Source organism: Streptomyces sp. NBC_00654 (assembly GCF_026341775.1).
Taxonomy (GTDB): domain Bacteria; phylum Actinomycetota; class Actinomycetes; order Streptomycetales; family Streptomycetaceae; genus Streptomyces.
In genome coordinates, this window is record NZ_JAPEOB010000002.1 from 1410181 (window position 1) to 1434593 (window position 24413).

Annotated in this window: 20 protein-coding genes, 1 tRNA gene and 1 pseudogene; 5 read left to right on the forward strand and 17 right to left on the reverse strand. The window is 71.8% G+C overall.

Annotated features, from left to right (window positions below; translation table 11 throughout):
* Position 1 precedes the first annotated feature (1 nt).
* The 13 genes from secD to pgsA all read right to left on the reverse strand — a co-directional run bounded on the left by secD (position 2) and on the right by pgsA (position 11879).
* Positions 2-1795 carry a protein translocase subunit SecD gene (gene secD / locus OHA98_RS26405; RefSeq protein WP_266929224.1) on the reverse strand — a complete coding sequence of 598 codons (1794 nt, stop codon included), beginning with the start codon at positions 1793-1795 and terminating at the stop codon, positions 2-4.
* 144 nt (positions 1796-1939) lie between these two features.
* On the reverse strand, positions 1940-2416 hold the full coding sequence (gene yajC / locus OHA98_RS26410) for a preprotein translocase subunit YajC (RefSeq protein WP_266929225.1): 477 nt from the start codon (positions 2414-2416) through the stop codon (positions 1940-1942).
* Positions 2417-2582: 166 nt separating this feature from the next.
* The gene (ruvB, locus tag OHA98_RS26415; RefSeq protein ID WP_266929226.1) at positions 2583-3668 is read right to left on the reverse strand and encodes a Holliday junction branch migration DNA helicase RuvB; all 1086 of its coding nucleotides are present in this window, start codon (positions 3666-3668) and stop codon (positions 2583-2585) included.
* A 34-nt stretch (positions 3669-3702) separates the two neighbouring features.
* Entirely contained in the window at positions 3703-4329 is a 627-nt protein-coding gene (gene ruvA / locus OHA98_RS26420) for a Holliday junction branch migration protein RuvA (protein WP_266929228.1), read from the reverse strand.
* On the reverse strand, positions 4326-4859 hold the full coding sequence (gene ruvC, locus OHA98_RS26425; RefSeq protein ID WP_266929229.1) for a crossover junction endodeoxyribonuclease RuvC: 534 nt from the start codon (positions 4857-4859) through the stop codon (positions 4326-4328). The genes ruvA and ruvC overlap by 4 nt, the downstream gene beginning before the upstream one ends.
* Positions 4860-4986: 127 nt before the next feature.
* Positions 4987-5739: a YebC/PmpR family DNA-binding transcriptional regulator gene (locus OHA98_RS26430; protein WP_266929230.1), complete on the reverse strand. Its 753-nt coding sequence runs from the start codon at positions 5737-5739 to the stop codon at positions 4987-4989.
* A gap of 61 nt (positions 5740-5800) precedes the next feature.
* Positions 5801-6394, reverse strand: coding sequence for a pyridoxal 5'-phosphate synthase glutaminase subunit PdxT (pdxT, locus tag OHA98_RS26435; RefSeq protein ID WP_266929232.1), 594 nt, complete (start codon positions 6392-6394; stop codon positions 5801-5803).
* Between the two features lie 6 nt (positions 6395-6400).
* A complete protein-coding gene (gene pdxS, locus OHA98_RS26440) occupies positions 6401-7321 on the reverse strand; it encodes a pyridoxal 5'-phosphate synthase lyase subunit PdxS (protein ID WP_266929233.1) in 921 nt (306 codons plus the stop codon).
* A 212-nt stretch (positions 7322-7533) separates the two neighbouring features.
* Positions 7534-8079 carry a hypothetical protein gene (locus OHA98_RS26445; protein WP_266929234.1) on the reverse strand — a complete coding sequence of 182 codons (546 nt, stop codon included), beginning with the start codon at positions 8077-8079 and terminating at the stop codon, positions 7534-7536.
* A 66-nt stretch (positions 8080-8145) separates the two neighbouring features.
* Entirely contained in the window at positions 8146-9000 is an 855-nt protein-coding gene (locus OHA98_RS26450; RefSeq protein ID WP_266929236.1) for a peptidoglycan DD-metalloendopeptidase family protein, read from the reverse strand.
* A gap of 121 nt (positions 9001-9121) precedes the next feature.
* Complete coding sequence (locus tag OHA98_RS26455; protein WP_266929237.1) at positions 9122-10282, reverse strand: glycosyltransferase family 4 protein; 1161 nt, start codon at positions 10280-10282, stop codon at positions 9122-9124.
* Entirely contained in the window at positions 10279-11190 is a 912-nt protein-coding gene (locus tag OHA98_RS26460; protein ID WP_266930918.1) for a phosphatidylinositol mannoside acyltransferase, read from the reverse strand. The genes OHA98_RS26455 and OHA98_RS26460 overlap by 4 nt, the downstream gene beginning before the upstream one ends.
* An 8-nt stretch (positions 11191-11198) precedes the next feature.
* A complete protein-coding gene (gene pgsA, locus OHA98_RS26465) occupies positions 11199-11879 on the reverse strand; it encodes a phosphatidylinositol phosphate synthase (protein ID WP_266929238.1) in 681 nt (226 codons plus the stop codon).
* A gap of 463 nt (positions 11880-12342) precedes the next feature.
* Between pgsA and OHA98_RS26470 the strand changes: the two genes are divergently transcribed.
* Complete coding sequence (locus OHA98_RS26470) at positions 12343-14559, forward strand: elongation factor G-like protein EF-G2 (RefSeq protein WP_266929239.1); 2217 nt, start codon at positions 12343-12345, stop codon at positions 14557-14559.
* A 367-nt stretch (positions 14560-14926) separates the two neighbouring features.
* Entirely contained in the window at positions 14927-16597 is a 1671-nt protein-coding gene (locus OHA98_RS26475; RefSeq protein ID WP_266930920.1) for a hypothetical protein, read from the forward strand.
* Between the two features lie 104 nt (positions 16598-16701).
* Here OHA98_RS26475 and OHA98_RS26480 read toward each other — a convergent pair whose 3' ends face one another.
* Complete coding sequence (locus tag OHA98_RS26480; RefSeq protein WP_266929240.1) at positions 16702-17277, reverse strand: HIT domain-containing protein; 576 nt, start codon at positions 17275-17277, stop codon at positions 16702-16704.
* Positions 17278-17343: 66 nt separating this feature from the next.
* Between OHA98_RS26480 and OHA98_RS26485 the strand changes: the two genes are divergently transcribed.
* The gene (locus OHA98_RS26485; protein ID WP_266929241.1) at positions 17344-18021 is read left to right on the forward strand and encodes a potassium channel family protein; all 678 of its coding nucleotides are present in this window, start codon (positions 17344-17346) and stop codon (positions 18019-18021) included.
* A gap of 59 nt (positions 18022-18080) precedes the next feature.
* Here the strand turns inward: OHA98_RS26485 and thrS are convergent, their stop codons facing one another.
* Both thrS and OHA98_RS26495 read right to left on the reverse strand, forming a co-directional pair.
* The gene (gene thrS, locus OHA98_RS26490) at positions 18081-20057 is read right to left on the reverse strand and encodes a threonine--tRNA ligase (protein ID WP_266930922.1); all 1977 of its coding nucleotides are present in this window, start codon (positions 20055-20057) and stop codon (positions 18081-18083) included.
* A gap of 165 nt (positions 20058-20222) precedes the next feature.
* Positions 20223-20586: pseudogene (locus OHA98_RS26495) on the reverse strand (hypothetical protein); the annotation flags it as partial.
* A gap of 209 nt (positions 20587-20795) precedes the next feature.
* On the opposite strand from OHA98_RS26495, the gene OHA98_RS26500 reads away from it, so the two are divergent.
* Entirely contained in the window at positions 20796-21524 is a 729-nt protein-coding gene (locus OHA98_RS26500) for a 3'-5' exonuclease (RefSeq protein ID WP_266929242.1), read from the forward strand.
* Between the two features lie 83 nt (positions 21525-21607).
* Here OHA98_RS26500 and OHA98_RS26505 read toward each other — a convergent pair.
* Positions 21608-21679 (reverse strand) — tRNA-Val (locus OHA98_RS26505).
* Positions 21680-21831: 152 nt separating this feature from the next.
* Here OHA98_RS26505 and OHA98_RS26510 point away from each other — a divergent pair.
* Positions 21832-24324, forward strand: a complete 2493-nt coding sequence (locus OHA98_RS26510; RefSeq protein WP_266929243.1) for an SCO7613 C-terminal domain-containing membrane protein — start codon at positions 21832-21834, stop codon at positions 24322-24324.
* The last annotated feature ends 89 nt before the right edge of the window (positions 24325-24413 follow it).

The window sequence follows — 24413 nt, forward strand, 5'->3', positions numbered from 1 at the left end:
CTCACGCCTCCTTCGGGTCGGTGGAAGCGTTGGCACGGCGCGAGCGGCGGAGCGGCGGCTTCGCGCCGAGCCGCTTCGGGTCCAGCCCGGACCAGGGGTTGCCGCTGGAGAAGAACTTCGTCCGGCCCATCAGCGTCATGACGGGCTTGGTGAAGAGGAACACCACGACGACGTCGAGCAGCGTGGTCAGGCCGAGCGTGAACGCGAAGCCCTGGACCTTGCCGACGGTGACCAGGAAGAGCACCGCCGCGGCCAGGAACGACACGAAGTCGGAGACCAGGATGGTGCGCCGGGCACGCGGCCAGGCCCGCTCGATGGCCGGGCGGAGCGTCCGGCCCTCGCGGATCTCGTCACGTACACGTTCGAAGTACACGATGAACGAGTCCGCCGTGATACCGATCGCCACGATCGCACCACAGACCGCCGGCAGGTTCAGCGCGAAGCCGATGGCCGGGCCGAGCAGGGCCATGATCGTGTACGTCAGGATGCCGGACACCAGGAGGCTGAGGAGCGCGATGAACGCGAGCCCGCGGTAGTAGGCCACCAGGTAGATCACGACGAGCGCCAGACCGATGGCACCGGCGATGAGACCCGCCTGGAGCTGCTCGCCGCCGAGGGCGGCGGTCACGGTGGTGACGCTCGCCTCGTCGAAGGTCAGCGGGAGCGCGCCGTACGACAGGATGTTGCCGAGGTCCTCGGCGGACTGCTGGTCGAAGCTTCCGGAGATCTGGGCGTTCTTGCTGAGCGCCGTACGCACGGAGGGCGCGGAGACGACCTCGCCGTCGAGGACGATCGCGAACTGGTTCATCGGCGGCTGCTGCTGCGAGAGCCGCGAGGTGATCGACTGGAACTTCTTGGCGCCGCCGGAGGTGAACTCCATCGACACGATCCACTCGCCGGTGGTCTGGTCGATGGCGCCCTGGGCGTCGTCGACGTCCGCACCGGAGACCTCGGCCGGGCCGAGCACGTACTTCTCGTACTGGCCGGGAGTGTTCGAGCCACAGGCGACGATGGAGTCGGTGGGCTTCGCGTCCTTGCCGGCGTCCGTGCGCTGCTTCGGGTCGGTGCAGTCGAGCTTGGCGAACTGTTCCTGGAGCTTGGCGGTCGCGGGGTCGGCGGACGGCGTCGCGGACGCGTCGGGCGACTTCGACGACTTCGGCTTCGCGGAGTCGGTGGCGCTCGGAGTGGGGTCCTTCTTCAGGGCTCCGGTGACCGCGCGTCCCTGGGTGGTGGCGCTCGCCGACGGCGAGCCGGGGGAGGTGGCCTCGTCGCCCTTGGCCTCGTCACCCTTGGCCTTGTCCCCGGCCTTGGCGGACTCCTCCGCGCTCGGCGTGGCGCTGCCCGAGGGCTTCGCGCTGCCCGTGGGCACCGGCTCCCCGGGGCCGCCGGCCTGGACGGTCAGAACGGGCCGGAAGTAGAGCTGGGCGGTCGTACCGACCTGCTCCCGGGCCTGCTCGGAGTTCGTCCCCTTGGGGATGTTGACGATGATGTTCTTCTCGCCCTGGGTCTGGACCTCGGCCTCGGAGACACCCAGACCGTTGACCCGCCGCTCGATGATGCCGACCGCGGTGTTCATGTTGGTCGGATTGATCGCGTCGGGCTTGCCGGGCTGGCTCTTCGCCTCAAGCGTGATCGAGGTCCCGCCCGCCAGGTCGATACCCAGCCGGGGCGTGGTGTGACCGGACAGGAACATCCCGCCGGTGAGCGCGACCATGGCGATCAGGATCAGAACCAGGGCACGCCCCGGCCTGCTCTGACCACCGGCCGGCCCGCGGCCCTTCTTCGGTGCTGCCACCTTCTCGTTTCTCCCTGTCCAACCGCCCCGCGCCGGGTACGCGCCCGAGCGGCCACGAAGTGTTGTGGGGACCTGCCCCCGCAGAAAACCGCACGGCCCGGGGGACGCCGCGCACCGGTGGGCGTGGCGTCCCCGAATCGTGAACTACTTCGCGTCGGCCTCGCCGTCGGCCTTGCCGTCCTTGGAGTCCTTGGCATCCTTCGCCGCGGCGTCCTCGGTGTCCGCCGGCTCGGCGTCCTCGTCCTCGTCCTTCTTGACCAGGTCGATCTTCGCGTCGTCGTCGCCGGTGAGCGAGGAGGCGTCGTCGGGCACGACCGCGCCGTCGACCTTGAGGTCGTCGTCACCGTGGACGATGCGGTTGTACTCCTCGTCGTCGAGGACGGCACCGATCGAGTTCTTGGCGTAGACGGCGTGGACGCCGGGGGCGACCTCAAGGAGAACCGTGTCGTCGTGAACCTCCTTGACGGTGGCGTACATGCCTCCGATCGTCCGGACGCCGGTGCCGGGCTGCATGTCGTTGCGCATCTGCGCAGCCGCCGCCTGCTTCTTCTTGGCGGACCGGGTCATCAGGAACATGGCCCCGATGAGCACGATGAAGGGGAGGAGAGTCACGATATTCACGGGACGGAAATTCCTTCGCACGACCGCGCTGGAATGCGGCCTGTATATACGGGGGTGGGTACACCGACCTTTAAGGGCGGCATCGGCGGAGTCTAAGCGAGTCCGCATCGATGGAACAACGCCCAGCATCGCACCGTGGTTCCGCTACGGGTCAACCTGTGACGCATCACGCCCCGAAGAGACCCTGTTGTCCCTTTCCGCCGTGCTGCGGAGGTACGAGGCCGAGGTGGGCCCAGGCCGCGGGGGTGGCGACCCGGCCCCGCGGCGTCCTGGCCAGCAGTCCTTCCCGTACGAGGAAGGGCTCGGCGACCTCCTCGACCGTCTCGCGCTCCTCCCCCACGGCGACCGCGAGCGTGGACAGGCCGACCGGCCCGCCGCCGAAGAGTTTCAGCAGGGCGCCGAGGACCGCCCGGTCCAGCCGGTCGAGGCCGCGGGCGTCAACCTCGTACACCTTGAGCGCCGCGGCGGCGATCTCCCGGTCGACCGTGCCGTCGGCCTTGACCTGGGCGTAGTCCCGGACACGGCGCAGCAGCCGGTTGGCGATGCGGGGGGTGCCCCGGGAGCGTCCGGCGATCTCGGCGGCGCCGTCCGCGTCGATGCCGACATCGAGCAGCCGGGCCGAGCGGTGGATCACCCGTTCCAGTTCGGCGGGGGCGTAGAACTCCATGTGCCCGGTGAAGCCGAAGCGGTCGCGCAGCGGGGGCGGCAGCAGACCGGCCCGGGTGGTGGCGCCGACCAGGGTGAACGGCGGAAGTTCGAGCGGGATCGCGGTGGCGCCGGGGCCCTTGCCGACGATGACGTCGACCCGGAAGTCCTCCATCGCCATGTAGAGCATCTCCTCGGCGGGCCGCGACATCCGGTGGATCTCGTCGAGGAAGAGGACCTCGCCCTCCTGGAGGGAGGAGAGGATCGCCGCGAGGTCGCCCGCGTGCTGGATGGCGGGTCCCGAGGTGATCCTGATCGGGGCGTTCATCTCGGCCGCGATGATCATGGACAGAGTGGTCTTGCCGAGCCCGGGAGCACCGGAGAGCAGGACGTGGTCGGCGGTGGCGCCACGGGCGCGGGCCGCCTTGAGGACCAGGTCGAGCTGTTCGCGGACCTTCTCCTGGCCGACGAACTCCTCCAGGTCCTTCGGGCGCAGGGCCGCTTCGACCGCGGTGTCCTCGCCGTCCGCGCCGGCGTCGACCAGCCGCTCGTCGAACTGCGGCACCGGCCGCTCGTCGGTGTCGGGTCCGGTCTCGTCCCAGTTCATTCGGTCAGTCCCGCCTCGGGTGTTTCGGTGCCGGTCAGCGTGCGCGGTTGAGAGTCTGCAGGGCGGCGCGCAGCAGCTGCGGCACGGGGGGCTGAACGCCCTCGGCGACGGCGGCCTCGGCCTGCGGGGCCACGGCGGAGACCGCCTCGTCCGCCTCGCGGGTCGCGTAGCCGAGCCCGATCAGCGCGGCCTGGAGCTGGTCGCGCCAGGCCGGGGTGACGGGGGTGCCGACGCCCTGCTGGCCGATGTGGGCGCCGACGGGCTCGCCGAGCCGGTCCTTCAGCTCCAGCAGCAGCTTCTGGGCGCCCTTCTTGCCGATGCCCGGGACGACGGTGAGCGCCTTCTCGTCGCCGGTGGAGACCGCCAGGCGCAGCGCGTCCGGGCTGTGGGTGGCGAGCATGGCCTGGGCCAGCCGGGGGCCGACGCCGCTGGCGGTCTGGAGCAGCTCGAAGACCCGGCGCTCGTCGTCGTCGGCGAAGCCGTAGAGCGTGAGCGAGTCCTCCCGTACGACGAGGGAGGTGGCGAGCCTGGCCTCCTTGCCGACGCGCAGATCCGTGAGGGTGTTCGGGGCGCACTGGACGGCCATGCCGATCCCGCCGACCTCGATCACGGCCGTGGTCGGGGTGACGGCGGCCACCGGGCCGGAGACGAAGGCGATCATGCGGTACGGCCTTTCAGCGTGCGGTGGGCGGCGACGGCCTGCTGGAGTCGGTTCTGGGCGGGTGCGCGCCAGATGTGGCAGATGGCGAGCGCGAGGGCGTCGGCGGCGTCGGCGGGCTTGGGCGGCGCGTCCAGCCGGAGCAGCCGGGTCACCATGGCGCCGACCTGTGCCTTGTCCGCGCGGCCGGAACCGGTGACGGCGGCCTTGACCTCGCTGGGGGTGTGCAGGGCGACGGGGATGCCGCGCCGGGAGGCGCAGAGCATGGCGACCGCGCTGGCCTGGGCGGTGCCCATCACCGTACGGACGTTGTGCTGGGCGAACACCCGCTCCACGGCGACGAACTGGGGGCGGTGTTCGTCGAGCCACTGCTCGATGCCCCGCTCGATGTCGACCAGCCGATGCCCCAGTTCGGCGTCGGAGGAGGTGCGGACGACACCGACGCCGATCATGGTCAGCGGGCGGCCCGCGACCCCCTCGACGACACCGACACCGCACCGGGTCAGCCCCGGGTCCACGCCGAGTACCCGCATGGAGCCCCCTGTCCTCACCACTCGGTCAACTGTTCTGGCAGGCTATCGGCTCGCACCGACAATGCGACGGGCCGACGGGGTGTGTCCCCGTCGGCCCGTCCGCAGAAGCCGTTCCGCCGATCGCGCCTCAGGCGTCGACCTTCTCCATGACCTCGTCGGACACGTCGAAGTTCGCGAAGACGTTCTGCACGTCGTCGCTGTCCTCCAGCGCGTCGATGAGCTTGAAGATCTTGCGCGCGCCCTCCTCGTCGAGGTCGACCTGCATGGTGGGCAGGAAGTTGGCCTCGGCGGAGTCGTAGTCGATGCCGGCCTCCTGGAGCGCGGTACGGACCGCGACCATGTCGGTGGCCTCGCTGACGACCTCGAAGGTCTCACCGAGGTCGTTGACCTCCTCGGCGCCCGCGTCGAGCACCGCACCGAGGACGTCGTCCTCGGACAGCTCGCCCTTGGGGACGATGACGACGCCCTTGCGGTTGAAGAGGTACGAGACGGAGCCCGGGTCGGCCATCGAGCCGCCGTTGCGGGTCATCGCGACACGTACGTCGGAGGCGGCGCGGTTGCGGTTGTCGGTGAGGCACTCGATGAGCACCGCGACACCGTTGGGGCCGTAGCCTTCGTACATGATCGTCTCGTAGTCGGCGCCGCCCGCTTCGAGACCGCCTCCGCGCTTGACCGCGGAGTCGATGTTCTTGTTCGGGACGGAGCTCTTCTTCGCCTTCTGGATGGCGTCGACGAGCGTCGGGTTGCCCTCGGGGTCCACACCGCCGGAACGGGCCGCGACCTCGATGTTCTTGATCAGCTTTGCGAAGAGCTTGCCGCGCTTGGCGTCAATCACGGCCTTCTTGTGCTTCGTCGTAGCCCATTTAGAGTGGCCGGACATCTGCCTTCTCCTTCGCGTCACCAAAATCGATCCGAACCCGAGAGATCCTACCGGGATCCGGTCAGCCGACTGCGCGCACCATGTCGACGAAGAGCGCGTGAACCCGGTGATCTCCGGTCAGTTCCGGGTGGAACGACGTGGCCAGGGCGTTTCCCTGCCGTACGGCGACAATATGGCCGCCGTGCACGGCGATGACATCCGCCGCGGCCCCGATGGATTCGACCCAGGGCGCCCGGATGAAGACGCCCTCGACCGGGCCGCCCGCTATGCCGTCGACCTCGACCGCGGCCTCGAAGGACTCGTTCTGCCGCCCGAAGGCGTTGCGGCGCACGATCATGTCGATGCCGCCGACGGTCTCCTGGCCCGACCGGGGGTCGAGGATCTTGTCGGCGAGCAGGATCATTCCGGCGCAGGTGCCGTAGACCGGCATCCCCGCCCGTACCCGCTCGCGCAGGGGTTCCAGCATGCCGAACAGGACGGCGAGCTTGGACATGGTGGTGGATTCGCCGCCGGGTATGACGAGGCCGTCGACCTCGGCGAGCTCTTCGGGGCGCCGGACCGGCCTGGCCAGGGCATCGGCCGAGGCCAGGGCGATCAGGTGCTCCCGTACGTCGCCCTGGAGGGCCAGGACTCCGATCACAGGGGTGTCGCTCATCGGTGGCTACCAGCCACGGTTCGCGTAGCGCTCGGCCTCGGGCAGCGTGTCGCAGTTGATGCCGACCATGGCCTCGCCCAGGTTGCGGGAGGCGTCCGCGATGACCTTCGGGTCGTCGTAGAAGGTGGTGGCCTTGACGATGGCGGCCGCGCGCTTGGCGGGGTCGCCGGACTTGAAGATGCCGGAGCCGACGAAGACGCCCTCGGCACCGAGCTGACGCATCAGAGCGGCGTCGGCGGGGGTGGCCACGCCACCGGCGGAGAACAGGACGACGGGCAGCTTGCCGAGCTCGGCGACCTCCTTGACCAGCTCGTACGGGGCGCGCAGATCCTTGGCGGCGGCGTACAGCTCGTTGTTGTCGTAGCCGCGCAGCCGGGCGATCTCGTTCTTGATCTGGCGCAGGTGGCGGACGGCCTCGACGACGTTGCCGGTGCCGGCCTCGCCCTTGGAGCGGATCATCGCCGCGCCCTCGGCGATCCGGCGCAGGGCCTCGCCCAGGTTGGTGGCGCCGCAGACGAAGGGGGTGGTGAAGGCGAACTTGTCGCTGTGGTTGACCTCGTCGGCCGGGGTGAGGACCTCGGACTCGTCGATGTAGTCGACGCCGAGGGACTGGAGGACCTGGGCCTCGACGAAGTGGCCGATGCGGGACTTGGCCATGACGGGGATGGAGACGGCCGCGATGATCTCCTCGATCATGTTGGGGTCGGACATCCGGGCCACTCCGCCGTCCTTGCGGATGTCGGCGGGCACCCGCTCCAGGGCCATGACGGCCACGGCGCCCGCGTCCTCGGCGATCTTCGCCTGCTCGGCGTCGACGACGTCCATGATCACGCCGCCCTTGAGCTGCTCGGCCATGCCGCGCTTGACGCGGGCGGTGCCGGTGGCGGGGGACTCGGCGGACTGCGGGGTGCTGGGAAGCGTGGACACGGGACCTCACTCGGTGAAAAGACGCTGGTTTCTGCAGCACCGAGCAAACGCTCCGGAACCAGTCCACAGCAAGGGCCAATGGACAGCCCGTGGCCCGTTTTCCCGCCGCGCACCGTCACCCTTCCCCGCGGGGCGCGGCCTTGACGGCGCGGTCCTGACGCCATGGTCTTGGCACCGCGGCCTCGACGCCGCGGCCTCGACGGCGTCGGCGTTCAGGTCCCCGGGCGGTCCGCGAGGGCCACCGGCGGCGCGTCGTCCATCTCGAAGGCGAGCGGGAACGGCGCGTGCCCGGCCAGCCGGAACAGCCGTACCGTACGGTGCCTGCGCAGGGCGCGGGCCGCCCGCACGGCGTCGTTGTGGAAGCGCCTGGCCATCGGCACCCGGCGCACGGCGGCGGCCAGTTCGGTGGCGGCCTCCTCGCCGCCGGGGATCTCCTTCACCGTCTCGACCTGGGCCGGTTCGCCGAAGACGGCCCGCAGCGCCGTGCTCAGCTCGCTCTCGGCGACCTCCCGCTGGTCCTCCTCGGCCTGCCGGGCGGCGTGCGCGGCCTCGTAGAGGACGATCGACGCGGCGGGGTCGAGGACGCCCGAGGTGGCCAGTTCCTGGGTGACCGAGGCGCGGCGCAGCAGTTGGGCGTCGAGCGCGGCCCGCGCCGCGTCGATGCGCGTGTGCAGCCGGTCGAGCCTGCCGGCCGTCCAGCTGAGGTACAGGCCGATCGCGAAGAGCGCGACGGCGATCCAGATGAGGGTTTCGGTCACCGCGCAAAGGCTACCGTCGGGCAGGCCGCACCCTGCCCTCCGGCCGTGACGGGGCGGGCGCCGGGGTCAGTCCCAGCGGTCCTGGTTGAGGAAACGGGCCACTCCGCGCCAGGAGTTGGGGCCCATCTCGCCGTCGATGGGGCCGGTGTAGCCGTGGGCGGCGGCGAGCCGCTGGAGGGCGGCCCAGGTGTGGGGGCCGGGTTCGCCGTCGATGGGGCCCGCATAGCCGTAGTGGTCGCGGAGGTTGCGCTGGAGGGCCGCGTACGTGTTCGCGCCGGGGTCGCCGTCGACGGGACCGGTGTAACCGGACTCGATGGAGAGCCAGCGCTGGGCCCGCTGCCAGAAGACGGTGCCGGGTTCGCCGTCCTGTTCGGTGCTCGTCTTGGGCAGGCCGCCGCCGGAGCCGCCGCCGAGGTAGACCAGCGGGTCGATCCGGACCCCGTTGGGATCGATCATGTGCCAGTGCAGGTGGGGTCCGGTGGACGAGCCCGAGCCGGGTGCGCCGGGCTGCCCGCCGGAGAGTCCGACGATGCCCCCGGTGCCCACGGAGGCGCCGTCGGCCAGCAGGAACTGCGACAGGTGCATGTACTGCGTGCGGTACCCGTTGTCGTGGTGGATCGTGACGGTGTGGCCGCCGGTGCCGTTGTCCGGGATGTTGCGGACGGTGCCGCCGCCCGAGGCGGGCAGTCGCGTACCGACTCCCATACCGAAGTCGATGCCGCCCAGCGAACCGTCGTTGAGGTGGTCCTGCCAGGTGCCGGTGACCGGGTAGCCAGCGAACGGGTTGTAGAAGGAGACGGCGTACGCGGCACGGGTGCCGAACAGGCCCGCGCCCGCGGTGATCCCGATGGCCGCCGCCGTCCCGCGCAGCAGCGTTCTCCTGGTGGGGCGGCGGTCGTGGCCGCCCAGTGACCCGGTCATGGTGGTTCTCCTCGGGGAGGTGTGGACTTCTCAGGTGTGGGCCTTGTCATGCCCACACCCAAGGAATCCATGCCTCCCGGCCCGGCTGTCTGTCGTCCCGGCCGGTATCCGCGCCCGGCCGTCAGTCCCGGGCCGACCCGAACCGCGCCCGCAGGCCCGTCCGTTCGTCGGCCGCCACCGACGCCGCACCGTCCGTCACCGTCTCGTACACCGCGAGGATGTCCGCCCCCACCGTCGCCCAGTCGAAGCGCCGCACATGCTCGCTGCCCCGCTCACGCAGCTCCGCACGCCGCTCGGGGTCGCCCAGCAGCCGGATCGCCGCACCGGCCAGCGCGTCGGCGTCCTCGTTGGCGAACAGCTCGCCCGCCGCCCCCTGGTCCAGCACCTGGGCGAAGGCGTCCAGGTCGCTCGCCAGGACGGGTGCGCCCGCCGACAGGGCCTCCACCAGGATGATCCCGAAGCTCTCGCCGCCGGTGTTCGGCGCGACGTACACATCGACGCTGCGCAGCAGCCGCGCCTTGTCCTCGTCGCTCACCATGCCGAGGAACTCGACGCGCTCGCGCATCGGTGCGGGCAGCGAGGCCACCGCCTCCTCCTCGTCGCCGCGCCCCGCGACCAGCAGCCTGGTTCCCGGACGTGCGGCCAGGATGGCGGGCAGCGCCTTCATCAGGACCGGCAGGCCCTTGCGGGGCTCGTCGATCCGGCCGATGAAGCCGATCGTCCCGCCCTGCCACTCGGCCCGGGGCTCGGCCTTCGCGAAGAATCCGACGTCGACACCGTTGGGAATGACGACGGCGTCGCCGCCGAGGTGCTCCACCAGGGTCCGCCGCGCGTACTCGCTCACCGCGATCCGCGCGCTGATCTTCTCCAGCGCGGGCTGGAGGATCGGATACGCGGCGATCATCGCCCGGGAGCGCGGATTGGACGTGTGGAACGTGGCGACGATGGGCCCCTGCGCGGCCCAGCAGGCCAGCAGGCCCAGTGACGGCGAGGTCGGCTCATGGATGTGGATCACGTCGAAGGTGCCGTCGTGCAGCCAGCGGCGCACCCGCGCGGCCGACAGGAAACCGAAGTTCAGCCGGGCCACCGAGCCGTTGTACGGCACGGGAACGGCCCGGCCGGCCGACACCACGTACGGCGGCAGCGGGGTCTCGTCGTCCGCGGGCGCCAGCACGGAGACCTGGTGGCCGAGGCGGATCAGATGCTCGGCCAGGTCCCGGATGTGGAACTGCACCCCGCCGGGTACGTCCCAGGAGTACGGGCAGACGATGCCGATCTTCACGGCTGTTCCCCCCGGGGGTCCAGGTCGTCGAGCCAGAGCCGCTGCAGCATGTGCCAGTCCTGCGGGTGCTCGGCGATGCCGAGGGCGAAGGCGTCGGCCAGCGCCTGTGTCATCAGGGACGTCCTCTCGCCGCGGCCGCCGGTGTCCGGCACCTCGACCGGCGGGTGGATCCGGGCCTTCATCACGGGCGTCCCGTCGTACGAGAGCGTGACCGGGAGCAGCAGCGCGCCGGTCTGCTGGGCCAGCAGCGCCGGCCCCGCGGGCATCCGGGCCGCCGCGCCGAAGAAGGTCACCTCGACCCCGGAGGCCGACAGATCGCGGTCGGCGACCAGGCAGACCAGCCCGCCCGCGCGCAGCCGCCGGGCCAGGGTGCCGAAGGCCGCCCCGCCGTTGTGCGGCAGGACCTCCATGCCCAGGCCCTCACGGTAGGCCACGAAGCGGTCGTAGAGCGTCTCGGGCTTGAGCCGCTCGGCGACCGTCGTGAACGGCACCTTGAGATCGGTGGTGACCCAGGCACCCGCGAGGTCCCAGTTGCCCAGGTGCGGCAGCGCCAGAATCACGCCGCGCCCGGCGTCCAGGCCCTCGGTCAGCCGGTGGGCGTCCGTGACGTCGATGCTGTCCTTGATCCGCTGCGGACTCCAGGTCGGCAGCCGGAACGACTCCATCCAGTAGCGCATGTACGAGCGCATCCCGGCCTTGGACAGGGCGGCGAGCCGGGCCGGACTCGCGTCCGGCACCACGCGCGCCAGGTTCGACTCCAGCCGCAGGACGCTCTTGCCCCGCCGCTTCCACACCCGGTCGGCGATGGTGCGGAAGAGGGCCTGGGCCGCGGGCTCGGGAAGTTTCTTCACCGCGCCCCAGCCGAGCCCGTACAGCCCGTCGGTCAGCCGTCCCCTCAGCCGGGACACGGTGCCGCTCACGGTGCGGCCCCGCTCCCCTGCTCCGCCGTACCCCCGGCGGCCGCGGCGGCGTCCGCCTCGGCGGACTCGCGGCGTACGGTCACCACGCGCTGGATCAGCGTCACGAGGCTGCCCGCGGCGACGATCCACAGCGCGATCGGCAGCAGGACGTCGACCCCCGGCACACCGAACGTGTGCAGACCGGCCAGGCCCGCCGCGACCAGCGAGATCACCAGTCGCTCGGCGCGCTCCACCAGACCGTTCACCGCGACCGGCAGACCGATCGACTCGCCGCGCGCCTTCGTGTACGAGACCACCTGGCCGCTGGCCAGGCAGAAGATCGCGACGGCGCACAGCACGTTGTCGTCACCGCCGCCCGCGTACCACAGGGCGAACCCGCCGAAGATCGCCCCGTCGGCGACCCGGTCGAGCGTCGAGTCGAGGAACGCGCCCCACCGGCTGGAGATCCCGGCCTGCCGCGCCATATTGCCGTCGACGAGGTCGGAGAACACGAAGACCGTGATGACGATCGTGCCCCAGAAGAACTCCCCCATCGGGAAGAAGACCAGCGCGCCTGCCATCACTCCGGCCGTGCCGATGAGAGTGACCGCGTCGGGGCTGACCCCGAGACGGAGCAGCAGAGCGGCGAACGGTGTGAGGACACGCGTAAAAAATGCACGCGCGTACTTGTTCAGCATGGCCTTCCCGAGGGTTCGGTTGGCCGAGCGGCCCTTTCGGCCACCGGCTGGCCCATCGTAGTCACGACCCGTGCGCTCCACCGGACGGGCACCCGCCGCTGCGGGGGTGTCTTCTCCCTCACCGTCGCTCACCCACGGTGTACCGCCGCGCTCACGCACGGCCTCCCGGCTCGACGGCGCACGGCCCGCGGTCGCGCCCCGGCGCACCACGTACGGCCGCGCCGGCGCACCACGTACGGCCGCGCCGGGGCGCGACGTATGGACGCGGCACGGCCGGAGTGGAAAGCTCGGATTACGGCCCACCCCACGGCGGGGAGCCCGCTCTCCGTCGCGGGGCGGGCCGCAGACACCGCGGGCGTCGCCGAAGCCGCCGCGGCGGCTCCCCCGTGCCCGTGACCGATCTCCCCCACCTCGCGGACGGATCTCTCTCCCGCACCGCGCACTCAGCCGGGAGGCACACCTCATGGGCGCCACATCGCACGCACACCCCGGAGCCGCCGGAAGGGCACCGGCGGCCGACCACCCCTCCTCCCTGCGAAACGTGGTGCTGGTCGGCCACAGCGGATCGGGAAAGACCACCCTGGTCGAGGCCCTGGCCCTGGCGGCGGGCGCCGTCAACCGGGCCGGCCGGGTCGAGGACGGCGCGACGGTCTCCGACTACGACGAGATGGAGCACCGCAGGCACCGGTCCGTACAGCTCTCCCTGGTCCCCGTCGAATGGGGCGACCACCGGATCAATCTGCTGGACACCCCCGGCTACGCGGACTTCGTCGGGGAACTCAGGGCCGGTCTGCGCGCGGCGGACGCGGCCCTCTTCATCGTCTCGGCCGCCCAGGAGGCGGACGCCGTGGCCGGTACCACCCGCGCCGTGTGGGAGGAATGCGCGCTGGTCGGCATGCCCCGGGCGATCGTCGTCACCCACCTCGACACCGCGCGCACCTCCTTCGACGACATGACCCGGATCTGCGCGGAGATCTTCGGCGGCGACGACCCCGACGCCGTACTCCCGCTGTATCTGCCCATCCAGGGCCCCGAGGGCCCGGACGGCCACGCCCCGCTCACCGGACTCACCGGCCTGCTCACCGAGCGGGTCCTCGACTACTCCGGCGGCGAACGGAAGGAGAGCGCACCCGTCGGCGGCCGGCGCGAACAGCTGCGGGAGGCCCGCGACCGGCTGATCGAGGGGATCATCGCCGAGAGCGAGGACGAGACCCTGATGGACCGCTATCTCGGCGGCGGCGACATCAGCACCCGGACGCTCATCGACGACCTCGAACGCGCCGTCGCACGCGGCACCTTCCACCCCGTCCTCACCGCCGCCCCCGCGCCGGAGGGCGCCCGCCAGGGCATCGGCACCGTCGAGCTCCTGGAACTGATCACCCGCGGTTTCCCCGCCCCGCCGGAACGCGTCCTGCCCGCCGTGACCACCCCCGGGGGCGAACCCCGTCCGGCCCCGGTGTGCGATCCGGAGGGTCCCCTGCTGGCCGAGGTCGTCAAGACCTCCTCCGACCCGTACGTGGGCCGGATCTCGCTCGTCCGTGTCTTCTCGGGCACGCTGCGCCCCTACGACACCGTCCATGTCCGCGGCCTCGGGCCCACGGGCGGCGGCCATGAGCCGCGCCCCTGCCATGACGCGGAGGTCCGGATCGGCGCGCTCTCCTCCCCGTTCGGCAAACAGCAGCGCACCCTGGACCGGTGCGTCGCCGGCGACCTCGCCTGTGTCACCGGGCTGGGCGGCGCCGAGACCGGCGACACCCTGTCCCCCGTGGACGATCCGGTCCTCATCGAGCCCTGGAGCATGCCCGATCCGCTGCTCCCGCTCGCCGTCCGGGCCCACAGCAAGGCCGACGAGGACAAGCTCTCCCAGGGCCTGGCCCGGCTGGTCGCCGAGGACCCCACCATGCGCCTGGAACAGAACCCCGACACCCACCAGGTCGTCCTGTGGTGCCTGGGCGAGGCCCATCAGGACGTCGCGCTGGAGCGCCTGCGCAGCCGGTACGGCGTCAACGTCGACGCCGTACCGCACCTGGTCCCGCTGCGGGAGACCTTCGCCGGTCCCGCGTCCGGCCGCGGCCGGCACGTCAAGCAGTCCGGCGGCCACGGCCAGTACGCCGTCTGCGAGATCGAGGTCGAGCCGCTGCCCTCCGGCACCGGTATCGAGTTCGTCGACAAGGTGGTCGGCGGGTCGGTACCCCGCCAGTTCGTCTCCTCCGTCGAGAAGGGCGTCCGGGCCCAGGCCGCCCGCGGACTCGTCGCCGGGCACCCGCTGGTCGATCTGCGCGTCACCCTGCTGAACGGCAAGGCGCACTCGGTGGACTCCTCCGACGCCGCCTTCCAGACCGCCGGCGCGCTGGCGCTGCGCGAGGCCGCCGCGGAGACCCGTATCCAGCTCCTGGAACCGGTCGCCGAGGTCCGGGTCCTGGTACCCGACGACTACGTGGGCCCCGTGATGAGCGACCTCTCGGGACGCCGCGGCCGGGTCGTCGGCACCGAGCAGGCCGGCGGCGGACGCACCCTCGTACGGGCCGAGGTGCCGGAGATCGAGATCGGCCGGTACGCCGTCGACCTGCGCTCCCTGTCGCACGGCACCGGCCGCTTCGACCGCTCGTACGCCCGGCACGAAGCGATGCCGCACCGGCTCGCCGACCGTGTCCGCGAGGAGACGAAGGACGGCGGGTGAGCGGCGGCCGGGACGAGCGGCGAGGGGGACGAGCGGCGAGGGGGACGAGCGAGGGACGAGCGGCGAGGGGGACGAGCGGCGAGGGGGACGAGCGAGGGACGAGCGGGCAGCGAGCGCGGAGCGGGACGAGCGGGCAGCGACGACGGCTCGGCACTTGCACGGCAGCATGCGCGGCGCATACGGGGCGCACGCGCCGCGGTGTGCGGCGCATGCCTGACGGAGTGTCGCAATCACTGCCGGCCCCCGACCGGGGACCGGGCGGTGTCGCGATCCGGACGCTACGCTGTGGTCGCAGCTCAGAAGGTATGCCGCGTACGGTAGTTGGGCACACCCGCAGGAGCAGACCATGCGGCGAGTGGGGGCGACAGTGGCCAACGACGGATTCGACTTTTCACCCGGAGCGCAGATTCCGCTGCAGGGATCGGGCGGACAGGCGGTGGCGACCAACGCCCTGGCCTCCGCCGCGTACCGCGACAGCCCGGTGGAGAAGATCCTCGAAGCCAACAGCGAGTGGCACAAGTCCGAAGTGAAGCCGGGCTCCTCCAAGCTCTTCAAGTCCGACTATTTCAAGCCGAATCTTGGCGAGGCGTTCGCCCGTGCCGTCCAGGAAAGGATGCTGGGAGGCGCCCGCGGCGCGCTCATCCAGTCCTTCGGCACCGACCCTCAGACCGTGGTCGAGCACTGCCTCTCCGCGAGCAGACTGCGCAAGGCCCGGGACACCCGGCTGACCCTGGTCACCGGGGTGTTCGGCATCCTGTTCCTGCCCGGACTGCTGGCGTGGGTCCTGGTCTTCCGGGGGCGCGACGCTCTCAACAAGTCCAAGGACAAGGTCTTCCGGTCGGTGGGCACCGCCCTCCTGTTCGCCTTCGGCATCGGCGCCCTGATCCTCCTGGTCAAGCTGCCCCTGGACGGAATCCTGGCGTTCTACCTGCGCGGCACGATCATCGCCCCGGTGATCGGCTGGCTCGTCGCGAAACGGATCGCGGAGGCCTCCGCCAAGGACATGCGGGCCCGCTGGGAGGGGCTTCTGTCCGGTGGCGGCGTCGTGGCCAAGATCCCCGAGGCCGTACCGAAGAACCCCAACGAGACGGCCCGTGAGGCGCTGCGCCAGGGCCTGGAGAAGCTCTCCGCCGAGCAGCAGTCCAACTCGGTCTTCTACGCCGGCCCCAAGGGTGTCCTCGGGATGGGCACCCGCTGGGGCAGCTGGCAGCTCGCGGAGGAACTGGTCGCCAAGGACCCGTCCAAGGAGATCCACCAGTTCCGCAGCTGGGACCTGATCAGGATCATCCACGACCAGCTGAAGATGCTGGAGCGCGGACCGCTGAACACCGGCGGCTTCCCCACCCCGTCCGTCAAGCACTGGATCGTGTCGCCCGTGGGCGAGAACGCGGGGTCGGTCTCCCGCCCCGACGGCGAGGACGTCGCCACCTTCCAGGTCAAACCGCACGAGATACAGCGGATCTGCAACCACCAGCAGTTCGGCAGCGGTGACCGTCACTACCTCGGTGTCCAGTTCACGCTCTGGGACGGACAGCTCGTGATCACCATGATGATCACCGTCACCGTGCTCCACGAGACCCTGCGCATCGAGGTGACCGGGCACGCGCTCGGCCCGGTCCACGGGCTCTTCCTGTCCAAGCCGGAGGAGAAGTCCCGGACGGTCAACAAGACCGTCAGGTTCTGGGAGACCCGCAAGATCCAGCTGCCGCTGGTCGACGCGACCGAGGTGGTGCGGCTCGCGCTGCGCGCCCCGCTGACCTGGTACCCGCCGCTCCTGGACTACCTCGGCGGCAAGATCGTCCTCCCGGAACCCTTCGGCCTGCGCCACGCCTGGGCCGCCAAGCCGTGGAACCACCGCTTCATGGCGGACGACGCGATGCGCGCCGCGACCCCCGTCCTGCGCGTCGTGCACTCGGCGGCGATGCGGGTCCTCGCGGAGCACGGCGTCGACACCGAGCGCTTCGACAACCGCTCGATGGTGCTGAGCGGCATGGTGCAGGACCCGTCGCCGAAGAAGGCGGACGTCTACGACGCGTAGGAACGCGCGTACGGGTGCCGGCACACGCGGGTCCGTACGGACAAACCGTGGGGCGCCCCCGGCCGGATCGCCGGGGGCGCCCCACGTCCGTCGCGCGGCGCGGCTCAGCCGGCCGGAAGCTCCCCGGCGGGCCAGGCGTCGGCCAGCATCGACCGGGTGTCCCCGAGCAGCTGCGGCAGCACCTTGGTGTGACCGACCACCGGCATGAAGTTGGTGTCCCCGCCCCAGCGCGGCACCAGGTGCTGGTGCAGATGCGCGGCGATGCCCGCCCCGGCCACCGACCCCTGGTTCATCCCGATGTTGAACCCGTGGGCCCCGGACGCCGCCCGCAGCGCGACCATCGCGCGCTTGGTGAAGCCGGCCAGCTCCGCGGTCTCCGGACCGTTCAGTTCCGTGTAGTCGGCCACATGCCGGTAGGGCACGATCATCAGATGGCCGCCGTTGTACGGGTACAGGTTCAGCACGGCATAGACGCTCTCGCCGCGTGCGACGATGAGCCCGTCCTCGTCCGATTTGGCCGGGATCACGCAGAACGGACAGCCGTCCTCGGCGCCCGGACCGCTCGGCTTGTTCTCACCCTGGATGTACGCCATCCGATGGGGCGTCCACAGGCGCTGGAATGCGTCGGGCGTCCCCACTCCGATCTGCTGCTCCGGCTCACTCGTCATGCCGATCAGCATATTGCTTCACCCCCGCCGAGCGTGTCGCCGGGGCTGCCCCGGTCCGCGCCCCGCGAGGCTGAGCACATGAGCAACCGACCGGCCGGCGCGGCCGCCCCCGAGCAGACCCGCTGGGAGCAGCGCACGGAAGTACCGCTGTTCCTGGCCTCCGTGGTCTTCCTCCTCGGCTACGCGGTCCGCGTCCTCGCACCCCATGACACCGGGCCCTGGCCCGACATCGGCCTCACCCTGGTCTGCTCGACCTGGCTGCTCTTCGTCGTGGACTACCTCGTGCGGCTCCGGCAGAGCGGCCTCGGCGCGCGTTTCGTCCGCGTGCACTGGCTCGACACGCTGGTGCTCGCGCTGCCGCTGCTGCGCCCGCTGCGGGTGATCCGGATCTACACGGCGGTGCAGAACCGCCGTGACCGGCCGCGGCTGAACCTGTACGCCCGGGTGATGTCCTACGCCGGCCTGAGCGCCGTACTCCTCGGGTTCGCCGCCGCCCTGGCCGTGTACCACCAGGAGCACACGGCCGCCGGGGCCACGATCCTTACCTTCGGGGACGCGGCGTGGTGGGCCTGCGAGACGCTGACCACGGTCGGATACGGGGATGTCTCACCGGTCACCCCGGGCGGCCGGGTCATCGCCGCCATGCTGATGGCCTGCGGGCTGGGGCTGCTGGGGGCGGTGACGGGTTCGTTCTCGTCATGGCTGCTGCAGGTGTTCACCCGGGAGGACGAGAAGGGGCCCTCGGGGAGTCGGTGACTCCCCGAGGGCCCCTCGTACGGCCTCGTGCGGGACCGGACCCGGCCCCCGGTGCGGGATCAGACCTGGACGCGGTCCTCGACGGCCTTCGCGATCTTCGCCAGGGCCTCGTCGAGCGGGATGCCGTTCTCCTGCGAGCCGTCGCGGTAGCGGAAGGAGACGGCGCCGTTGGCCATGTCCTCGTCGCCCGCGATGAGCATGAAGGGGACCTTGGCCTTCTGCTGGTTCCGGATCTTCTTCTGCATCCGGTCGGAGGAGGCGTCCACCTCGACCCGCAGGCCCTGCTTCCGCGCCTTGGCGGCGAACTCCTGGAGGTAGGGGATGTGGGCGTCACCGATCGGGATGCCGACCGCCTGGACCGGGGCCAGCCAGACCGGGAACGCCCCCGCGTAGTGCTCCAGGAGCACCGCGAAGAAGCGCTCGATGGAACCGAACAGGGCACGGTGGATCATGACCGGGCGCTGCTTGGTGCCGTCGGGGCCGGTGTACTCCAGGTCGAAGCGCTCCGGGAGGTTGAAGTCGAGCTGCACGGTCGACATCTGCCAGGTACGGCCGATGGCGTCCTTGCACTGCACCGAGATCTTCGGGCCGTAGAACGCGGCGCCGCCCGGGTCCGGGACCAGCGGGAGGCCCTGCTTCTCGGCGACCTGGCGCAGCGTCTCGGTGGCCTCTTCCCAGACCTCGTCCGAGCCGACGAACTTCTCCGGGTCCTTGGTGGAGAGCTCCAGATAGAAGTCGGTGAGCCCGTAGTCGCGGAGCAGGTTCAGGACGAAGGTGAGTGTCCTGTCCAGCTCCTCGGCCATCTGCTCCTTGGTGCAGTAGATGTGCGCGTCGTCCTGGGTGAAGCCGCGGGAGCGGGTCAGGCCGTGCACGACGCCCGACTTCTCGTACCGGTACACCGTGCCGAACTCGAAGAGGCGCAGGGGCAGTTCACGGTAGGAACGGCCACGCGCGTCGAAGATCAGGTTGTGCATCGGGCAGTTCATCGGCTTGAGGTAGTAGTCCACCCCGTCGTCGAGCTGCATGGGCGGGTACATGCCGTCGGCGTACCAGTCCAGGTGACCGGACTTCTCGAAGAGCTTGCCCTTGGTGGCGTGGGGGCTGTAGACGAACTCGTAGCCCTCCTCCTCGTGGCGGCGGCGCGAGTAGTCCTCCATGGCCCGGCGGATGATGCCGCCCTTGGGGTGGAAGACCGCGAGCCCGGGGCCGATCTCGTCCGGGAAGGAGAAGAGGTCCAGCTCGTTGCCGAGCTTGCGGTGGTCGCGCTTGGCGGCCTCCTCCAGGAACTCCAGGTGCGCCTTCAGCTCGTCCTTGGTGGGCCAGGCGGTGCCGTAGATGCGCTGGAGCATCGGGTTCTTCTCGCTGCCCCGCCAGTAGGCCGCGGCGTTCCGCATCAGCTTGAACGCGGGGATGAACCGGGTGGTGGGCAGGTGCGGTCCCCGGCAGAGGTCCTTCCAGCACAGCTCCCCGGACTTGGGGTCCAGGTTGTCGTAGATGGTCAGCTCGCCGCCGCCCACCTCGACATCCGCGCCGTCGTCGGAGGAGGCGGAACCCTTGATGCCGATGAGCTCCAGCTTGTACGGCTCGTCGGCCAGCTCCTCGCGGGCGGCCTCGTCGGTGACGACCCGGCGGGAGAACCGCTGCCCCCGCTTCTGGATCTCCTGCATCTTCTTCTCGATGGCCTTGAGGTCCTCGGGCGTGAACGGCTTCTCGACGTCGAAGTCGTAGTAGAAACCGTCCTTGACCGGCGGGCCGATGCCCAGCTTGGCGTCCGGGAAGAGCTCCTGCACGGCCTGCGCCATGACATGCGCGGTGGAGTGCCGCAGGATGTTGAGGCCGTCCTCGGAGGAGATCTCGACGGGCTCGACGGTCTCGCCGTCCTTGAGCTCGTACGCGAGGTCCTTGAGCTCGCCCCCGACGCGGGCGGCCACGACGGTGCGCTGACCGGGGAAGAGCTCGGCGGCCGTCGTGCCCGTCGTCACCACATGCTCTTCCCGCTCGGAATCGCGTTGGATGATCACACGGACGTCTGACACCGGTCTCTCCTGACTCAGGGGGTGCGGCGCATTCCTCTTGCGCACGCAAGAGGAATCGTACCGAGCCGGGGGCCCCGGACGCGAAAGGGTTCTGCCGGGGCCCGGTCGGCGCGGTCCGGCCGGGACCGCCCGGTGCGCCCGGTCCCGAGGGCGCGGGCTCCGCTCCTCCCCGCCCGTGCAGGCCCCCTCGACGTCGTCCAGGTTCTCCCGGAGCGACTTCATCGGCCGGTCCCGTTCGGCTTCGCCGGCCTGGACGGGTGACACCTGCGAGGCCCGGAGAGCCGCCGGAACCCGCCCCGGCCCTCCAGCCGCCCCTCGCCCCGGAGCGGCAGCCCGGCGGGGCGGGCGTGGCCGGCGATCCGGTACGCCTCCTCGTCCCGTCCCATCCGTACGTGGATGACCTCGGCGCCCGCGAGACCCGCGGCCGTACGATTCCGCGGCCGCGCGGCCCGGAGCGGCGCAGGCGGACGACGGCGCCGGTGATCCGGACCGGCACGGCGGGCTCGTCGCGCGGACAGCGGGCGCCCGCCGGCCACGCCTCCTCCAGCGCCGCCCGCGCCCCGCCCCGGTGTCTGCCGATGAGGGCCGACGGGCGGATCAACTGCCTTGTCCGTCGCCTGCGTTGTCACCGCAGGAGACCGGTCGCAAACGGCGTATCCGGCAAACAGCCCGGGTATCACCGATATCGGGCAGGGGGGGAATCACCCCATCTGCCGTGCAGGTGCGAGGAGTTCGGGGATGACGCACTGGTTCGAGGGGCCACTGGCCGCTTTCGATACGGAGACGACAGGTGTGGACGTCGAGGAGGACCGGATCGTCTCGGCCGCCCTGGTCGTCCAGGACACCGCGGGCGGGCGCTGCCGCGTCACCCGCTGGCTGGTCAACCCGGGGGTGCCGGTGCCCGCGGGGGCGACCGGGATCCACGGCCTGACCGATGATCACCTCCAGCGCAACGGGCGGTGGCCGGCGCCCGTGGTGGAGGAGATAGCGCGGGCGCTGGCCGAGAGTTGCGCGACGGGCCGTCCGCTCGTCGTGATGAACGCGCCCTTCGATCTGACGCTGCTGGACCGCGAGCTGAGGCGGCACCGGGCGTCGTCGCTGGCCGGATATCTGGAGAACTCCCCGCTGTGCGTGGTGGACCCCCGGGTGCTCGACAGGCATCTGGACCGCTACCGCAAGGGCCGCCGCACCCTGGCGGATCTCTGCGAGCTGTACGGGGTGGTGCTGGAGGCGGCGCACGAAGCGGCGGCCGATGCCACGGCGTCGCTGGAGCTGGTACGGGCGGTGGGCCGGCGCTTCTCCGGCCGTCTGGAGCGGCTGACCCCGGCCGAGCTGCACACCCTCCAGGCGGTGTGGCACGCGGCTCAGGCGCGCGGGCTCCAGGCGTGGTTCGCCGGGAGCGGTACACCGGAGATGGTGGATCCGGCGTGGCCGCTGCGCCCGGACCTTCCGGCGGAGGCCGCCTGAGCCCGGGGGTACGGCGCGTGGTCCGCAGCCCGGACATGAGAAAACCGGTCCGTCGATGATGCTGACGGACCGGCTCTTCCCGGTGGGCGATACTGGTTTCGAACCAGTGACCTCTTCGGTGTGAACGAAGCGCTCTCCCACTGAGCTAATCGCCCGGGAACGGGTTGAACCATACAGGGCTCCGAGGGCTTCGTTCAAACGCCCGTCGGCCAGAGGTGTGCGACCGCGTCGTCCGCGCACCTACTCAGGCCCGGAACTGAGTATCCGCGCGCATGTACGACGATATGGCCGCGGTCACACTGCGTCCATGGAACATGTGCCGCCACCCGCCGAGGAATTGGCGCTCCTCGACCGAGAACTGGTGCAGCTGGACGCCCGAAGGCTCCAGCTGCTGAACCGGCGAGCCTGGCTGGTGAGCGCGCTCCAGCAGCCGACGGCCCCGGCGGCGCGCCCGTGGGGGCCTCCGCCGGTGGCCGGGGCTCCCGCCTGGGGATCTCCCCCGGGACCCGGGTCCCGGCCCTGGGGTGCCGTGCCGGCCGCCGCACCGCGCAGCGCGCAGAACGTGCTGCTCACACTCGGCGGTCTGCTGCTGGCCATCGCGGCGATCGCGTTCACCCTGGTCAGCTGGGGCACGATGGGCATCGGCGGGCGCGCAGCGGTGCTCAGCACGGTGACCCTCGTGGCGGCCGGCGCTCCCGCGCTGCTGCTGAGCCGCAAGCTCGCGGCCACCGCCGAGGCGCTGGCCGCGCTCGCCCTGGTGCTGACCGTCCTCGACGCCTACGCGCTGCACGCGGTGGCGGCACCGGGCACGGACGGGCTCGGTTTCACCGCGGCCGCCTCGGCGGTGCTCGCGGCCCTCTGGACGGCCTACGGTCTGACGCTGGGCGGACTGCGGCTGCCGTTGCCCGCGGCGGTGGCGATGGCCCAGTGGCCGCTGTTCCTGTGGGCGTGGGCGGCCGGTGCGCCGACGCTCGTGTTCGGGTGGGCGCTGCTGGTGACAGCGGCGTTCGACGTGGTGATCGCGCTGCGGGGCAAGGGTCTCGCGGTGCGGGTCGCGGCGTGCGTGGGTGCGGCGGCGACCGGGCTGGGCGCGCTGCTGGTGGCTCTGGTGGAGTCACTGGCGGCCGGCGGTGCGCCCGGCGCGGTGGCGCCGGGGGCGCTGTTGCTCGCCGGGGCCGCGGTGGCACTGGCCGGGGCATGGCGCGCGCCGAACGGGTTCGCGCCCGTCGCCGGTGCGGTGGCCGGGCTGGCCGCGGTGGCCGCGGTGGGCGGTGTGCTGCGGGCCGCGATGCCGTCGCAGTGGCAGGTGATCGGGTATCTGCTGTGCGGTGCGGCGCTGTTGGCGGTGGTACGGGCCCGGGTGCCGCGGGCCGCCGGGCGGGGTGTGCTGGTCGCCTCGGCGGCGGTGACGGGCGGTGCGCTGGTGTGGGCGCTGCCTCCGGTCGCGGCGGTGCTGATGGGGCCGCTGTCCCTGGTGTCCGACGTGTGGCGGGGGGCGCCCGGCGGTGTCCGGGCGGCACTCGGGGCCTCGGTGCCGTGGTCGCAGATGATCGCCGCCCCGGTGGTGCTCGCGCTGGTGGCCGCCGCGCTGGGGTCGGCGTACCGGTGGTGGACCGCTGTGGTGCGGGCCGCCGCTCCGTTCGTGTCGCCGGGTGAGCCGCTGCGGGGTGCGGCGGGCGCGGGTGCCCTGGTTCTCGGATGGAGCGCGGTGCTCCTTTCGGCAACCGCGCTGGATGTGCCCTACCCGGTGGCACTCGCCCTGGAGTCGGCGCTGGTCGCGGCGGCGCTGGAGCTGACGGTACGGGCGATGGCCCGGCCGGCCGGCGGCCCGCCCTCGGGTACGGCGGTGACCGCGCTGGTGGGTTCGGTGCTGGGCGCCGTGAGCGTGGGGCTGCTGTCGCTGGCCTCCGAGGCCGCCACCCACGCGGTGTTCGCGCTGCTGGTGGCGCTGTTCGCCGGGGCGGCGGTGCGGACGCGCGCGGCGGTGGCCCGGTCGCTGTTCGCGTGTGCGGCGGTGGTGTGGGGGATCGTCCTCACCGCCGCTGCCTGTGCCTCCCTGGGACCGGCGGGATACCGGGCCGCCCCGCTGATGCTGGTGGTGCCCGCGGTGACGGTGCTGCTCGGGGCGCGGCTGCGGCGGCATCCGGTGGCGCTGCCGGTGGAACTCACGGGGGCCTTCGGCGCGGTGGTCGCGCTGGCCCTCGCGGTCCCGGACGCGCCGTTCCTGGCGCTGACGCTGGCGCTGTGCGGGGTGCTGGCCGCGGGTACGGCGGTGCGGCCCGAGCGGCGTCCGGTGGCCGGGTATCTGGCGGTGGGGCTGTTCCTGGCCGCCACCTGGGTGCGGCTGGCGGCGGCGGAGGTGGCCGACCCGGAGGCGTACACCCTGCCGGTGACGGTGCCCGCGCTGGTGGTCGGGGTGCTGAGGCGGCGGCGCGATCCGGCGGCGTCCTCGTGGACGGCGTACGGGGCGGGGCTCGCGGTGACGCTGGTGCCGAGTCTGTGCGCGGCGTGGGCCGATCCGGGCTGGGTACGTCCGTTGCTGCTGGGGGTGGCTGCCCTGGTGGCCACGCTGCTGGGGGCCAGGTTCCGGCTCCAGGCGGTGCTGCTGCTCGGCGGCGCGGTGCTGGCGCTGGTGGCCCTGCATGAGCTGGCGCCCTATGTGGTGCAGGTCGTGGGCGCGCTGCCGCGGTGGCTGCCGCCGGCGCTGGCCGGGGCGCTGCTGCTGGTCGTGGGAGCCACGTACGAGCAGCGCAAGCGCGACGCGCGGCGGGTGCGGGAGGCTCTGGGCAGGATGCGCTGATCCCGGCCCCCGCCGGCCCCGGGAACGACTGCCCGGGGCCGGCGGGGGCCGATGGAGCCGGAAAACGCGGAGGGGCCGTGAGACTTCGC

What these genes read in the sequence shown, in the direction of transcription:
- ruvB (WP_266929226.1), bottom strand. Translation starts at nt 3,668, where the DNA reads ATGAACTGGGACGAGACCGGACCCGACACCGACGAGCGGCCGGTGCCG.
- ruvA (WP_266929228.1), bottom strand. Translation starts at nt 4,329, where the DNA reads ATGATCGCCTTCGTCTCCGGCCCGGTGGCCGCCGTCACCCCGACCACG.
- ruvC (WP_266929229.1), bottom strand. Translation starts at nt 4,859, where the DNA reads ATGCGGGTACTCGGCGTGGACCCGGGGCTGACCCGGTGCGGTGTCGGT.
- OHA98_RS26430 (WP_266929230.1), bottom strand. Translation starts at nt 5,739, where the DNA reads ATGTCCGGCCACTCTAAATGGGCTACGACGAAGCACAAGAAGGCCGTG.
- pdxT (WP_266929232.1), bottom strand. Translation starts at nt 6,394, where the DNA reads ATGAGCGACACCCCTGTGATCGGAGTCCTGGCCCTCCAGGGCGACGTA.
- OHA98_RS26450 (WP_266929236.1), bottom strand. Translation starts at nt 9,000, where the DNA reads ATGACCGGGTCACTGGGCGGCCACGACCGCCGCCCCACCAGGAGAACG.
- pgsA (WP_266929238.1), bottom strand. Translation starts at nt 11,879, where the DNA reads ATGCTGAACAAGTACGCGCGTGCATTTTTTACGCGTGTCCTCACACCG.
- OHA98_RS26470 (WP_266929239.1), top strand. Translation starts at nt 12,343, where the DNA reads ATGGGCGCCACATCGCACGCACACCCCGGAGCCGCCGGAAGGGCACCG.
- OHA98_RS26480 (WP_266929240.1), bottom strand. Translation starts at nt 17,277, where the DNA reads ATGCTGATCGGCATGACGAGTGAGCCGGAGCAGCAGATCGGAGTGGGG.
- OHA98_RS26485 (WP_266929241.1), top strand. Translation starts at nt 17,344, where the DNA reads ATGAGCAACCGACCGGCCGGCGCGGCCGCCCCCGAGCAGACCCGCTGG.
- OHA98_RS26500 (WP_266929242.1), top strand. Translation starts at nt 20,796, where the DNA reads ATGACGCACTGGTTCGAGGGGCCACTGGCCGCTTTCGATACGGAGACG.
- OHA98_RS26510 (WP_266929243.1), top strand. Translation starts at nt 21,832, where the DNA reads ATGGAACATGTGCCGCCACCCGCCGAGGAATTGGCGCTCCTCGACCGA.